This window comes from Pseudooceanicola sp. HF7 (genome assembly GCF_011806405.1).
Lineage (GTDB): Bacteria > Pseudomonadota > Alphaproteobacteria > Rhodobacterales > Rhodobacteraceae > Pseudooceanicola.
Window position 1 is genome coordinate 92836 of sequence record NZ_JAATOW010000001.1, and the last position, 12976, is coordinate 105811.

The window sequence follows — 12976 nt, forward strand, 5'->3', positions numbered from 1 at the left end:
AATGGGTTGCCTCTTGGTGGCACATGCTGGTGGGGCGGGTTTGCAAAAATGATCTACGATGGGCACAAGCGACGCGACCGCCCGACCGTCTCGCAAGGCGACACGGTCGTTTCCTTTCGCAAACCCGATGTGACCCGCTCTGCGCATCAGATGCCGGTGCATGAAACGGGCATCCTGACGGGCATGAAACTGGCCACCGGAATCGGCTGGCAGAGGGTCGAAACCCTGTGCCCTGGCGATGAGGTGTTGACCGTTGACCATGGCTTGCAGCGGCTGCTGCGCCGCGACAGCTGGTCTGCCTCTCTGCGGGACTCCAGGATCGCGGCCCCCCGCCGGGTCCGCATTCCGGCCAATGCCGTGGGCAACCGCGAAAGCCTGACGCTGTTGCCGCACCAGGGCGTCCTGCTGCGCAGCGAGCTTGCGGAAGAGGCGCTTGGCGATCCCTACGTGATGATCTGTGCCGGCAACCTGCTGGGCCATTGCGGCGTCTTCCGACTGAACGATGCCGAGGAGCCGACACTTCAGATCCTGACCTTTCGGAGCAGCCAGATGATCATCGGCTATTCCGGCGTCTTCTGCCCCAGTGCCGGACCCTCTGCCCAGTTTGAGCCGCAAGAGGCCCAGTCCACCTATCGCTGCCTGACCATCCGCAAGGACAGCGCGCTTCTGCAGACGATCCTGCAGGATCTGGATTGCAAGTGGCGCAGGCGTCAGGACGTTCGGGCCTCCAGCTGATCCGGGGTTTGGCGGGCCTGTGCCGGTCTTCGCCGAAGCTGAGCCGCATGTCCCGCAGGATCGCAGGCGGATCTTCATGAAATCCTGACGGAACGTCCGGGCCGCCCGCGCCGGGGCCGCTCAGATCGCGCGCAAGAGCAGGCCCAGGGCGGTGGCGGCAACCAGCAGCCCGGCGGCGGTCTCTGCCAGCGCCAGAAGGGCCGCGGGGGCCGCGCCGCTTGGCATCCCGCGCAGCAGGCGTTCCAAGGTGCCGGCCCGCAGGGTGACCGAAAGCAGCGCCACCAGGATCGTGACACAGGCCACGCCCAGACCCATGGCGAAGGTGCCGGCGATGCCCGCGGCCAGGATGTCCATCCGCCAGGTCAGCACCAACAGGAACAGCGCGCCGGAGCAGGGGCGGGCCGCGATGGCCCCGATCAGCAGCAAGGCATCCCGCAGGGAGGTGACCTTTTCCGCCTCTTCCGGGGCAGGGCCGTGGCGGTGGCCGCAGCCGCAGGTCGCCCCACGACCATGATCATGATCATGGTCGTGGGTGTGGTCATGCGTGTGATCATGGGCATGGTCGGCCCTCTGTCCGGACCCGGGCAGGGTCAGGCTGCGCCGGATATGCAGCAACCCGCGCAAGCCAAGCCAGAGGCCGATTGCCATGATCGCGGCGTAGGAGGCCGGGGCAAGCCAGGCCTCTGTCACCGTGACAAGGCGGTCGCGCGACAGGTTCAGCAGCGCCAGCCCGCCGGTCACCAGCAGCACGGCCGTCGCCGATTGCGCCAGGCCCGACAGCAGCGCCAGCACCGACAGGCGCAGGGCCGTCACCCGGCGCGCCACGCCATAGCCGCCGATCAGGATCTTGCCATGGCCCGGGCCCGCCGCGTGAAGAAAACCATAGGTAAAACAAAGGCCAAGCAGCAACGCCAGGGCGCCGGGCTGGCCGCTGTGCAGGGCGCGCAGGGTCCGGGCGATGCCGTTTTGCGCGTCTCTCTGCCCGGCGGTGGCCCATTGCGACAGGTCCGCCATTCCGCCGAACCCCCAGAGGTAGAGCGCCACGGCGCTGATCATTGCCAGCAGCGCCAGCGGCAGCGCCAGGGCAATCAGGCCAAGCGGCCCGGACGGGCGCAGGATCTGGTCACTGGAAAAACTCATGAGCCCTCCGGGCAATTGATAAGTATTTCATCGGCAAAGCTTTCGCCGACCTGGGGGTAGTCCATGGCATCGGCGGGCACCTTGGCCATGGCCTCCATCAGTTCCTGGTAGGCGTCGTCGATTACCGGGGCGGTGATGCCTGCCGTGCAGCCCTGGTCGAGCGTAACGCCGCCCTGCAGATCATAGCCGGTATAGAAGGAGGGGTCATAGGCCTTGGCAAGCACATCCTGGGCCGCGACCGGCTGGACTAGCGGCCTCCGGTGACGAGAGATGAACTGACCATCCTCCATCGCCACGCCCAGGCTTTCCGGCGGACCCAGGGCCAGCGCATCGCCGTCCTTGGACAGGTAGAGATCGCCCTCGAAGCCGGGGATCCAGTTCAGGTCGTAGCCCTCAAGCTGATCAAGCTCTTCCGGCGTGAGCTTGCCGTCGTAATCCTGGTCCAGCCCCAGCTCATCCAGCAGCAGCATGGTGTAAAGCTCATCATAGGCCCAGGTGACATCCACCGCTGTCAGCAGGAGATCGGCAGAGATCTCCATGTGCAGGGCGGTGGAGACGAAGATATGCGGATGGGCTCCGGCGCCGAGGGGGGCGCAGAGCAGGATGCCTGTGCTCAGGGCAAGGGGGGCGCGGGCGATCATGGGGCGCATGATAGGCAAAGCCGCGCGGCTGGGGAAGGTGGCGCGCCGCCGCGTGGCGAGTTTGCGCCGGGTTCGCAAAAGGTAAAGGCACCGGGCGCAGGGTGGCGGGGCGGGATCCGAGAATCGGCGCGCAAAAGCCTGGTTAACAAGGGGCAGTGGGCGAAATGGCGACGTCTGTATCGCGTCGGTACGACGTCGGTATCACGTCGGTATTCCTGTCGGTATCTGCCCCGGTTAACGCCCCGTGCGGTGGGAACCCATGAAAAAGGCCCTTCGCCGGATCGGGCGAAGGGCCACACGGGGGCGTGCCAGCAGGGGGAGGATTGCGGCAGCCGGCCCCCGTAAGCGAAGCCTCGGGTGGTGGCCGGGCTTATCGCGCGGGCTGGGGCGCGGTCTCCATATCGGCAGAGAAGGTGAGCGCGCTGACCAGGAAGGCCAGGATCGCAGAGCCGGACAGCAGCACGGAGATCGGCATCGCGGTGCCATCGGCCAGCATCCCGGCCAGCGCGCTGACCACGGCCCCGGCGCCAAAGCCAAGCGCGCCCATCAGGGCGGCGGCGGCCCCGGCGTGCTGGCCCTGGCGTTCCAGCGACAGCACCGAACAGCTGGGCATGACGAAGCCAAGCGAGGCGACAAGCAGGAAGCAGAGCACCACGAAGGCCACCAGCGGCAGCGTCCCGGTCAGGGCCCAGCCGCCCAGCACCAGCCCCACCACGGCGCGGAACAGGTTGGCACGACGGGTGATGCGCACCGCGCCCAGCTTCTCTGTCAGCCCGCCACAGATCCGCGAGCAGATGGCCAGGCCAAGCGCATTGCTGGCGAAGACCAGCGCGAAGGCCATGGGCGACAGGCCATAGACGCTCATCAGCACGACGGAGGCGACAGCGATATAGCCGAAGAAGCCGCCCTGCACGATGGCCATGGTGCCGGCGTAGGGGATGTAATCCTTGCGAAACAGCAGCATGGCATAGGTGCCAAGGGCGCGGGTGGGGTGGCTCATGGCGCGGGCCTCGGGCGAACGCGTCTCTGGCAGCAGCAGAAACACCGCCAGCAGGACCAGGCCGGAAAGGCCGGCGAGGGTGGCGAAGATCACCTGCCAGGGCGCGACCATCAGGATGGCAGAGCCAAGGATCGGCGCGATCACCGGGGCCAGGCCCAGCACCATGACCACCATGGACAGCAGCCGCGCCGCCATGGCGCCGGTGAAGAGATCCCGGATGGAGGCCATGGCGATTACCATGCCGACAGAGCCGCCGACGCCCTGCACCACGCGCCAGAAGATCAGCTGGTTCAGCGATCCGGCGATCATGCAGCCCAGCGAGGCGGCGCAGTAAAGCGCGATGCCGATCAGCACGACGGGCTTGCGCCCCGTCCTGTCGGAGACCGGCCCAAGCACCAGCTGGCCCAGGCAGAAGCCGACGAAGAAGGCCATGACGGAAAGCTCGATCCGGCCATGTTCGGCCCCGAAGTGTGCAGCCATGCTGGGCATGGCGGCCAGGTACATGTCCATCGCCAGCGGCCCGAGGGCCGAAATCGCGCCGAAACAGGCCGCGAGGACCTTGTGGTGTCTTTCCATGTCGAAATCCTTGAAGCCGGCGCGGGGGGAGGGGCGCAGCCGGCCGGGGTTAGAAGGGGCCGTTCTGGCCGGGTTCTTGCGGGCCCATGCGGGCTGGAGGTCTTGCGGGCCCTAATGGCCCCGCGTTCGGAAACATCTCCGTTTCGAGCTTTGGGAAACATTTGCGTTTCCGAAAGTCAAGCCTATGATCCCCGATAGGAGCGAGGGGATGAGGGCAATGGCGGATAAAGCAGCAGAGGCGCCGCCGCGCCTGGGACGGCCACCGGCGCTCAGCCCGCAGGACCGGCGCGCGGCGCTGACCGCGGCGGCGGGGCGGGTCTTCATGAAAGAGGGATTCGCAGGCGCTACGATGGAACGGATCGCGGCAGAGGCGGGCATGTCCAAGCGCACGCTCTACCGTTTCTTCCCCGACAAGACCGCCGCGCTTGAAGCGCTTCTGTGCGCGCATGAGCAGCGCTTTGCCCTGCCGCCCACCAGTGATGCTCCCGGCACCGATCCGCGCGCAGAGATCCGCGCGGTGCTGCTGGCCCTGACGGATTACCTGCTGGGAGAGGACCAGCTGGCCCTGGCCCGCCTGGTCATCGCAGAGGCCCCGCATCACCCCGCCTTGGCAGAGGGGTTCGAGCGGCTGGAAATCTCCGGCGTGGAACGGCGGGTGCAGGAACGCTTCGCGCGTCTGGCGCAGCAGGCGGGCCATGATCCGCAGCACTGGCGCGCGCTGGCGGAGCTGATGATCGGCGCGTTGATCGGCCCGGCGCATCTTGCGGCGCTGGCCGGCCCGCCGGGGCAGACGGGGCGCGGGGAGGCGCTGGAAACGCGCGTCGACCGGGTGATCGCCGCCTTTACCCCGGCCCTTGGCCTGAAGGGATAGGGCGTAGGGCGGTCAGAACCGGGCGATCAGGGTCGGGCGGCCAGGTCCCGTGCGGCCTCCGCCGCGGGATGCAGGGCGGCTTCCATATCTTTGACGGCATCGGCCAGGCTGGTCTGCGGCACGGTCGAGAACCCGTTGGAGGGCCGGTCGAGATCCGCGATGGTGATCAGCACCCCGCTCAGCACGATGGAAAACAGCAGCGTGCGCCAGGTGGGCGCGCGCCCCTGCAGCCCCGCCCGGTTGCCCAGCAGGAAGGCACCGGAGCCGGCGGCAAAGAACAGCAGGCTCCAGACGGAGGCAGAGACCGTCTTGGCCGCCGCGGCAAGGCGCCGGGTATGGGCATCCAGCACATCGGTCACCCCGGCGCTCAGGTAGGTCTGCAGGTTCACCGGCACATCCGGGCCAAGCGCCTGTAGCAGTGCGGGCCAAAGGCGGACCTGTTCGGCCAGCGTGGTGGTCAGGATCGTCTCGCTGTTCAGCGGCGGCTTGGAAAAGCCCGTCGGGATAACCCGGCTGCGGGCGTAATCCAGCAGCGCCTCCTGCAGGGGGCGGCCGGTGTCACCGGGCAGCAGGTCCGCGCGCAGGAAGGCAGTGCTGATCGCGGCGGCCTCTTCCACGACCAGGGTGGCGCTGGATTCCCGCCAGCCCAGGGTGGCGCTGAAGGTGAAGCCCAGCAACAGCCCCAGCAAGGCCAGCAGCGCCCCCAGGGTCGTATCCCCGGAATAGGAAGCCGTGAGCCCGCGCGCTTCGAGCCGGCGCAATTCAAGGCGCCCAAAACGGAAGCCAAGGCTGGAGGCCGCCGGCAGCACCAGCAGGAAGATCAGGATCAGGGCCCAGAAGGGCAGGTTGACAGATGGGATGAACACCTTTGACGCCTCGGTTCGGGTGGTGATGCGCCTGCGGCGCGGGGGATCCCCTGCAAGTCCCGGTGGATCTACTTTCGGATAGTTCACCAATTGCGTGCGTTCGGGAAGAGGCTTCGTTGCGCCGGCGCTGCGGAGCGGGGCAGGGGCGCCCTGCTGGCAAAGGGGCCGGGTCGCGGGTGGTGCCGGGCTTGCAGACAAAAAAACCGCCCCGGGGGATCCCTCGGGGCGGTTCATGGTCAGCGAGCTGACGGATGGTGATGACGTTCTGCTCAGGCAGCGGCGGCTTGCGGGCCGAAGCGCTTGTAGAACTCCTGTCCCTTGTCGCCCATCTCGCGCAGCAGATCGGGGCAGGCGAAGCGCGGCCCATAGGCCTCTGCCAGCTGATCGCAGCGTTCGGCTCCATAGGGCGTACCGATCATGTCCAGCCAGCCGAAGGGGCCGCCGGACCAGGGCATGAAGCCCCAGCCAAGGATCGCGCCCACGTCGCCCTCTCGGATGTCCTCAAGCACGCCTTCTTCCAGCGCGCGGACGGCTTCGAGCACCTGGGCGAAGATCAGGCGGTGCTGCACCTCGATCAGGTCGGGCTGGTCGTCCTTCAGCGGGTACTGGGCGGCAAGTCCCTCCCACATGCCGGTGCGCTTGCCCTTTTCGTCGTAGCTGTAGAAGCCCGCCTTTGCCTTCCGGCCCAGGCGCCCTTCGTCGTAGAGCCAGAACATCAGGTCATCCACGCCCTTGGCATCCTTGGGATAGGCATCGCCCATGGCTTCCTTGGTGGCCTTGGCGATCTTCACCGCCAGGTCGATGGAGGTCTCGTCTATCAGCTGCAGCGGGCCCACGGGCATGCCCAGCATCTTGGCCGCCTGGTCCACCAGCACCGGGCTGACGCCTTCGCTGACCATCCGCGCGCCCTCGTTGAGGTAGGGGATGATGCAGCGGTTGGCGTAGAAGAAGCGCGCATCATTGACCACGATGGGCGTCTTGCGGATCTGGCGCACGAAATCGAGCGCCTTGGCCACCGCGCGATCGCCGGTGTCGCGACCCTTGATGATCTCCACCAGCGCCATCTTTTCGACCGGAGAGAAGAAGTGGATGCCGATGAACTGCTCTGGCCGCGACGATGCCTTGGCCAGCCCGCTGATCGGCAGGGTGGAGGTGTTGGAGGCAAAGATGCAATCTTCGGGAATCACGGCCTCCACGGCCTTGGTGACCTCGGCCTTGATGGCGGGATCTTCGAAGACGGCCTCGATGATCAGGTCTGCATCGGCCAGCGCGGCATAATCCGTGGTGGCGGTGATGCGCGACAGGACCTGGTCCTTCTTCTCGGGCGTGGCCTTCTTGCGCTTGATGCCCGCGTCCAGCCAGCTTTCGGTATAGGCCTTGCCCTTGTCGGCGGCCTCCTGCTTCTGGTCGATCAGCACCACTTCGATCCCGGCATTGGCCGACACCAGCGCGATGCCCGCGCCCATCATGCCCGCGCCCAGAACGCCCAGTTTCTTCACGCGCTGATCGGGTGCCTCGGGGCGGTTCGCGCCCTTCTCGAGCGCTTCCTTGTTGATGAAGAGCGACCGGATCATGTTGCCCGAAGAGGGGTTCATGATGACAGAGGTGAACCAGCGCGCCTCGATCTTGAGCGCGGTGTCGAAGGGCACCATCAGGCCTTCGTAGACAGCGCTCAGCATGGCTTTCGGCGCCGGGTAGGCGCCCGAGGTCTGGGCCATGATCATCGCGTTGGCCCCCACGAAGGTCTGGAAGCCCGCCGGGTGATAGGGCGCGCCACCGGGCACCTTGTAGCCCTTCTGATCCCAGGGTTTGACGATATCGGCGGGACCGGCAGAAAGCACCCAGGCCTTGGCGGCCGCAAGCGGATCCTCGGCCACCTCGTCGATCAGCCCGGCCTTGGCCGCGCCCTGCGGGTCGACCATCTTGGCCTGCAGCAGGAAGGGAGAGGCGTTCATCACGCCCAGCTTGCGCGCCAGCCGCGTGGTGCCGCCCGAGCCGGGGAAGATGCCCACCTGGATTTCCGGCAGGCCGATCTTGGCCTTGGGATTGTCGGCGGCAAAGATGCGGTGGGTGGCCAGCGGCAGCTCAAGCCCGATGCCAAGCGCGGTGCCGGGCAGGGCGGCGGCCACGGGCTTGCCGCCCTTCATGGTCTTGGGATCCGCGCCCGCCAGCTCGATTTTGCGCAGCAGGTGGTGCAGGGACATCACGCCCTCGAAGACGCCTTCGGCGCCCTGTTCCTTGAAGCCGGCGAGCACGTTCAGGTCCATGCCTGCGGCGAAGGTTTCCTTGCCGGAGGTGATGACCACGCCCTTCACGGCCTCGTCGGCCAGCGCATCGCTGATCGCCGCGTCCAGTTCGTTCGCGCCCTCCATCGAGAGGACGTTCATGCTTTTGCCGGTGACGTCCCAGGTGATCACCGCGACGCCGTCGGCGCCTTTTTCCATCGTGAATTCAGTCATGTCTCGCTCCCTTGAGAGGTCCCTTCAGAGGGTCCGTCAATCCTTGTGCCATCGCGGCGGATCAGCCGCCGCGTGCCGTTTTCGCGAATGAGGATCTTGTCGACATCGGAATAATGGACGATGTCATCCGTCTTGCGCGTGCCCACGACCAGGTAGGCACAGGGCGCCTCAGAGGTGTTGACCAGGTGATGCCCGTTCGCCACCCCGGCGGGCCAGCAGCAGGCATCCCCCGGGTGCAGCGGATGCGCCCCGTCGTCCTCGATCACCGTCGCCGCGCCGCTGAGCATGTAGAGGAACTCGTCCTCCTCTTCATGCCAGTGGCGGTCAGAGGAGCGCGCGCCGGGCTGCAGCGTTTCGACGAAGGCGCCGAACTGGCTGAGACCGCCGGTATCCGAATAGAGCAGGGCCTCGAATGCGCCGAGGGCCGCGGTCTGTTCGGCTGTTCCGGTATCGCGCCGGGCCTCTACCTGACGGATGACGGCCATCAGACCAGCTCGATGATCGTCGCGGCGCCCATGCCGGAGGCGACGCAAAGCGTGGCCAGGCCCGTGGCCTTGCCCTGGCGCTCCATCTCATCCAGCAGCGTGCCGATGATGATCGCGCCGGAGGCCCCCAGCGGGTGACCCATGGCGATGGCCCCGCCGTTCACGTTCAGCTTGGAATGATCCACGTCGAAGGCCTGCATGAAGCGCAACACGACGGCGCTGAAGGCCTCGTTCACCTCGAACAGGTCGATATCGCCGATGGTCATCCCGGCGTCCTTCAGGATCTTCTGCGTGGCCGGAACAGGGCCGGTCAGCATGATCGTCGGATCGGTGCCGATCTTGGCCGTGGCACGAATGCGCGCGCGGGGCTTGAGGCCATGGGCCTCGCCGAATTCCTTGGACCCGATCAGGACCGCGGCAGAGCCGTCCACGATGCCCGAGGAGTTCCCGGCGTGGTGCACGTGGTTGATCCGCTCAAGATGCGGGTACTTCAGCATCGCGACCTTGTCGAAACCGGGCATGACCTCGCCCATTTCCTTGAAGGAGGCCTTGAGGGATCCAAGCGCCTGCATGTCGGTGCCGGGGCGCATGTATTCATCATGGTCCAGGATCGGCAGGCCGTTCACGTCACGGATGGTGACGATGGACTTGTCGAAGCGCTTGGCCTCCCAGGCCGCGGCGGCGCGGTTCTGGCTTTCCACGGCGAAGGCATCGACGTCATCGCGGGAAAACCCGTATTCGGTCGCGATGATATCGGCGGAAATGCCCTGGGGCACGAAGTATTGCTCCATGGCGACCGTTGGATCCACGGCCACCGCCGCCCCGTCGGAGCCCATGGCGACGCGGGACATGCATTCCACGCCCCCCGCGATATAGGCCTGGCCGGCACCACCCTTCACCTGGTTGGCCGCCAGGTTCACGGCTTCCATGCCCGAGGCACAGAAGCGGTTGATCGACAGGCCGGGAATCGACTCGTCCAGGTCAGAGGCCAGCACGGTCGTCCGCGCCAGGCAGCCGCCCTGTTCGAAGGCCTGGGTGGCATTGCCCCAGATCACGTCCTCCACGGCATGGCCGTGCAGGTCCGAGCGGTCCCTGATTGCATTGAGCATCTGCTTGCCGAGCGAGACTGCCGTCACCTCGTGCAGGCTGCCGTCCTTGCGCCCCTTGCCGCGCGGGCTGCGCACGGCGTCGTAGATATAGGCATCGGTCATGGCGTCCTCCGTCCGTTCCGAAATTTTCCAGGGCCCCTCCGCCCTTTGGCCCTATCTCAATCCGCCGCGCCGACAATTACCACCGCGACGTTGCGTTGCGACGTCACAGGCCGCGATCGGAAGGGTGCCCGGGCATGAGGTCATAGGGATGCTTCCAGCCCTCCAGCCCCTCGATATTGCCAAGCCAGCGGTCAATATTGGGCCAGTCGGCGCGGGTGAAGCTGAAGGGCTCGGGGTAGAAAAGATAGCCGCAGTTGGAGAAATCGGCATTGCTGGGTGCATCCCCGACCAGCCAGTCGCGCCCCTCCAGCCCCCGCTCCAGCGTGGCCAGAGCCGCTTTCAACCGACCGGCCATGAAACCGATGACGGTCTCGTTGCGCTTGTCGGCCGGCAGGAAGTTCATCTGGAAGCGCAACATGCCCGCCTGGGAGGACATCTTGTGATTGTCGAAGAAGACCCATTGCATGACCTCGCGCGCCTCTTGGGGGCTCGCGCCGCCGAACTTGCCGGTCTTTTCAGTGATATACATCTGCATGACGCCGGACTGCGCGATGGTGACATCCCCGTCCACCAGGATCGGCGCTTCCCCCATCGGGTTGATGCCGAGATAGGCGTCCGAGCGCGTCTCCCCGCTGAAGAAATCCACCTTCACCGGCTCCCATGCCAGCCCCGAAAGTTCCAGCGGCAGCGCCGCCTTGTAGGAATTACCGCTTTCTCCGAAACAATAGAGCTTGATGGTCATGTGATCCTCCGTGTCGCGCCCGTGATGTAGGCGGGGGTTTCACACCCCCGCACCCCCGTGAAGTATTTATGGCCAGATGAAGTGGAACCGGTCACCTTCTATTAACCACACATCGCAAAGACTGTCTTCGCGTCACAGGCTGGAGAGCCGATGGGCGTGCCAGGTGAAGCCCCGATCCGACATATCTGGTAGCCAATCCGGTGGAGCGGATCGGGGTGGATCCCCTTCATCTGGCCGGAAATACTTCGGGGGGAGTGCGGAACGCGCGGCGGGGGCTGGCCCCCGTGCCCCGCTTGCACCCGGGCGAATGCAGTGGGAACAAAATTCGGAAGGCAGAAATGGAGCGGGGGAGCGTATCGGCCTGATACGCTCCCCCGTCCCGTGAGTGGGGATCCCTTTCGGGAAACCTGCCTGTCAGCCTGGCAAGGCACGGGTTGCCCCCGGCTCAGAAGTTGGCCGCGTCAAGGGCCATGACATCATCCGCCCCGGACAGGATCCGTTGCAGGTGCATGGCAGTCGCTGGAAGGCGGCGGGACATGTAGTACCGGCCGGTGGCGAGCTTCGTCTCGTAGAACGCGGCGTCACCATCGCCCGCTTCCAGTTTCGACGCTGCGGCAAAGGCCATGCGGGACCACATGTAGCCAAGGCAAACGTGCCCCATCAGGTGCATGAAGTCGTTGGAGCCTGCCAGGGCGTGGTTGGGATTCTTCATGCCGTTCTGCATGAAGAACATCGCCGCTTCCTGGAGTTGCTTGGAGGCGGTCTTGAGCGGGTCGAGGAAGGCCTTGTCGAGCTCGGCGTCCTTGCCGGCGTTTTCCTTGCAGAAGTCCTTGATCAGCTCGAAGAAGGCCATGACCGTCTTGCCGCCCTTCAGGCCCAGCTTGCGCCCCACCAGGTCCAGCGCCTGCACCCCGTTGGCGCCCTCGTAGATCATGGTGATCCGGGCATCGCGGGTGAACTGGGACATGCCCCATTCCTCGATATAGCCATGGCCGCCGTAGACCTGCTGGGCCTGCACGGTCATGTCGTAGCCCTCGTCCGTCAGGAAGCCCTTGAGGACGGGGGTGAGTAGGGAGACCATCGCCTCGGCCTCTTCATCGCCGGCGGAGCGCGCGCGGTCGATCATCGTGCCGCCCCAGAGGCCGAAGGCACGGGCGCCCTCGATGAAGCTCTTCTGATCCATCAGCATCCGGCGCACGTCCGGGTGGACGATGATCGGATCGGCCGGGCCATCGGGGTTCTTGGCGCCGGTCACATCGCGGCCCTGCAGGCGGTCGCGGGCATAGTCCACGGCGTTCTGGTAGGCGGCGACGGCCTGGGACAGGCCCTGCATGCCCACGCCCAGGCGGGCTTCGTTCATCATGGTGAACATGGCGCGCATGCCCTTGTGGGCCTCTCCCAGCAGGAAGCCTTTCGCGCCGTCGTAGTTCATCACGCAGGTGGCATTGGCGTGAATGCCCATCTTCTCTTCGACCTTGCCGACGGAAACCGCGTTGCGTTCCCCGACCGAGCCGTCCTCGTTCACCATGAACTTGGGCACGATGAAGAGCGACACGCCCTTGATGCCCTCCGGGCCGCCCGGGATCTTGGCCAGCACCAGGTGGATGACATTGTCGGACATGTCGTGGTCACCGGCAGAGATGAAGATCTTCTGCCCCGTGACCAGGTAGGAGCCGTCGTCCTGCGGTTCGGCCTTGGTGCGCATCAGCCCCAGGTCGGTGCCGCATTGCGGCTCCGTCAGGTTCATGGTGCCTGTCCATTCACAGGTCACCATCTTGGGCAGATAGGTGGATTTCTGATCGTCCGAGCCATGGGCATGGATCGCCGAATAGGCGCCATGGGTCAGGCCCGGGTACATCATGAAGGCCTGGTTGGCGGCCGAGAACATCTCTCCGGTTGCCACGGAAAGGATGTAGGGCATGCCCTGGCCACCGTACTCCGGATCGCAATCCAGGCCGGTCCAGCCGCCGTCACGGAGCTGATCGAAAGCCTCCTTGAACCCCTTGGGGGTTCTGACAACGCCGTTTTCCAGGGTAACGCCCGTCTGGTCGCCGTAGGCGTTGAGCGGCGCAAGCACTTCCGAAGAAATCTTGGCCGCTTCGCCGAGGATGGCCGCGGTGAAATCGCGCTCCAGATCCTCATAGCCCGGCACGTTCTGTGCGGGCACGTCCAGTACATCATGAATGACGAATTGCAGATCGTCGACGGGACCGGTGTAGCTGGGCATTCATTCCTCCCCAATGCCTCTGT

The 12976-nt window shown here is 65.9% G+C and carries 11 protein-coding genes; 2 read left to right on the forward strand and 9 right to left on the reverse strand.

Translation table 11 applies throughout. The annotated features are described in order from the left end of the window. Positions 1 to 48: 48 nt before the first annotated feature. Positions 49 to 735: a Hint domain-containing protein gene (locus tag HCZ97_RS00410; RefSeq protein WP_167686680.1), complete on the forward strand. Its 687-nt coding sequence runs from the start codon at positions 49 to 51 to the stop codon at positions 733 to 735. 120 nt (positions 736 to 855) lie between these two features. Here the strand turns inward: HCZ97_RS00410 and HCZ97_RS00415 are convergent, their stop codons facing one another. From HCZ97_RS00415 to HCZ97_RS00425, 3 genes are all read right to left on the reverse strand, one after another. Further along, complete coding sequence (locus tag HCZ97_RS00415; protein WP_175581601.1) at positions 856 to 1875, reverse strand: nickel/cobalt transporter; 1020 nt, start codon at positions 1873 to 1875, stop codon at positions 856 to 858. Next, complete coding sequence (locus HCZ97_RS00420; RefSeq protein ID WP_167686681.1) at positions 1872 to 2525, reverse strand: DUF1007 family protein; 654 nt, start codon at positions 2523 to 2525, stop codon at positions 1872 to 1874. The genes HCZ97_RS00415 and HCZ97_RS00420 overlap by 4 nt, the downstream gene beginning before the upstream one ends. A 361-nt stretch (positions 2526 to 2886) precedes the next feature. After that, complete coding sequence (locus HCZ97_RS00425; protein WP_167686682.1) at positions 2887 to 4092, reverse strand: multidrug effflux MFS transporter; 1206 nt, start codon at positions 4090 to 4092, stop codon at positions 2887 to 2889. A gap of 217 nt (positions 4093 to 4309) precedes the next feature. Here HCZ97_RS00425 and HCZ97_RS00430 point away from each other — a divergent pair, with 217 nt between their 5' ends. Next, positions 4310 to 4963, forward strand: a complete 654-nt coding sequence (locus HCZ97_RS00430) for a TetR/AcrR family transcriptional regulator (RefSeq protein ID WP_167686683.1) — start codon at positions 4310 to 4312, stop codon at positions 4961 to 4963. Between the two features lie 26 nt (positions 4964 to 4989). Here HCZ97_RS00430 and HCZ97_RS00435 read toward each other — a convergent pair whose 3' ends face one another. From HCZ97_RS00435 to HCZ97_RS00460, 6 genes are all read right to left on the reverse strand, one after another. Next, on the reverse strand, positions 4990 to 5829 hold the full coding sequence (locus HCZ97_RS00435) for a hypothetical protein (protein WP_167686684.1): 840 nt from the start codon (positions 5827 to 5829) through the stop codon (positions 4990 to 4992). 269 nt (positions 5830 to 6098) lie between these two features. Further along, positions 6099 to 8288: a 3-hydroxyacyl-CoA dehydrogenase NAD-binding domain-containing protein gene (locus tag HCZ97_RS00440; RefSeq protein WP_167686685.1), complete on the reverse strand. Its 2190-nt coding sequence runs from the start codon at positions 8286 to 8288 to the stop codon at positions 6099 to 6101. Further along, positions 8285 to 8773: a cupin domain-containing protein gene (locus tag HCZ97_RS00445; protein ID WP_167686686.1), complete on the reverse strand. Its 489-nt coding sequence runs from the start codon at positions 8771 to 8773 to the stop codon at positions 8285 to 8287. The genes HCZ97_RS00440 and HCZ97_RS00445 overlap by 4 nt, the downstream gene beginning before the upstream one ends. Beyond that, the gene (locus HCZ97_RS00450; RefSeq protein WP_167686687.1) at positions 8773 to 9984 is read right to left on the reverse strand and encodes an acetyl-CoA C-acetyltransferase; all 1212 of its coding nucleotides are present in this window, start codon (positions 9982 to 9984) and stop codon (positions 8773 to 8775) included. The genes HCZ97_RS00445 and HCZ97_RS00450 overlap by 1 nt, the downstream gene beginning before the upstream one ends. 103 nt (positions 9985 to 10087) lie before the next feature. Beyond that, positions 10088 to 10726: a glutathione S-transferase family protein gene (locus HCZ97_RS00455; RefSeq protein ID WP_167686688.1), complete on the reverse strand. Its 639-nt coding sequence runs from the start codon at positions 10724 to 10726 to the stop codon at positions 10088 to 10090. Positions 10727 to 11171: 445 nt separating this feature from the next. Then, a complete protein-coding gene (locus HCZ97_RS00460; RefSeq protein WP_167686689.1) occupies positions 11172 to 12953 on the reverse strand; it encodes an acyl-CoA dehydrogenase C-terminal domain-containing protein in 1782 nt (593 codons plus the stop codon). Positions 12954 to 12976: the final 23 nt, after the last annotated feature.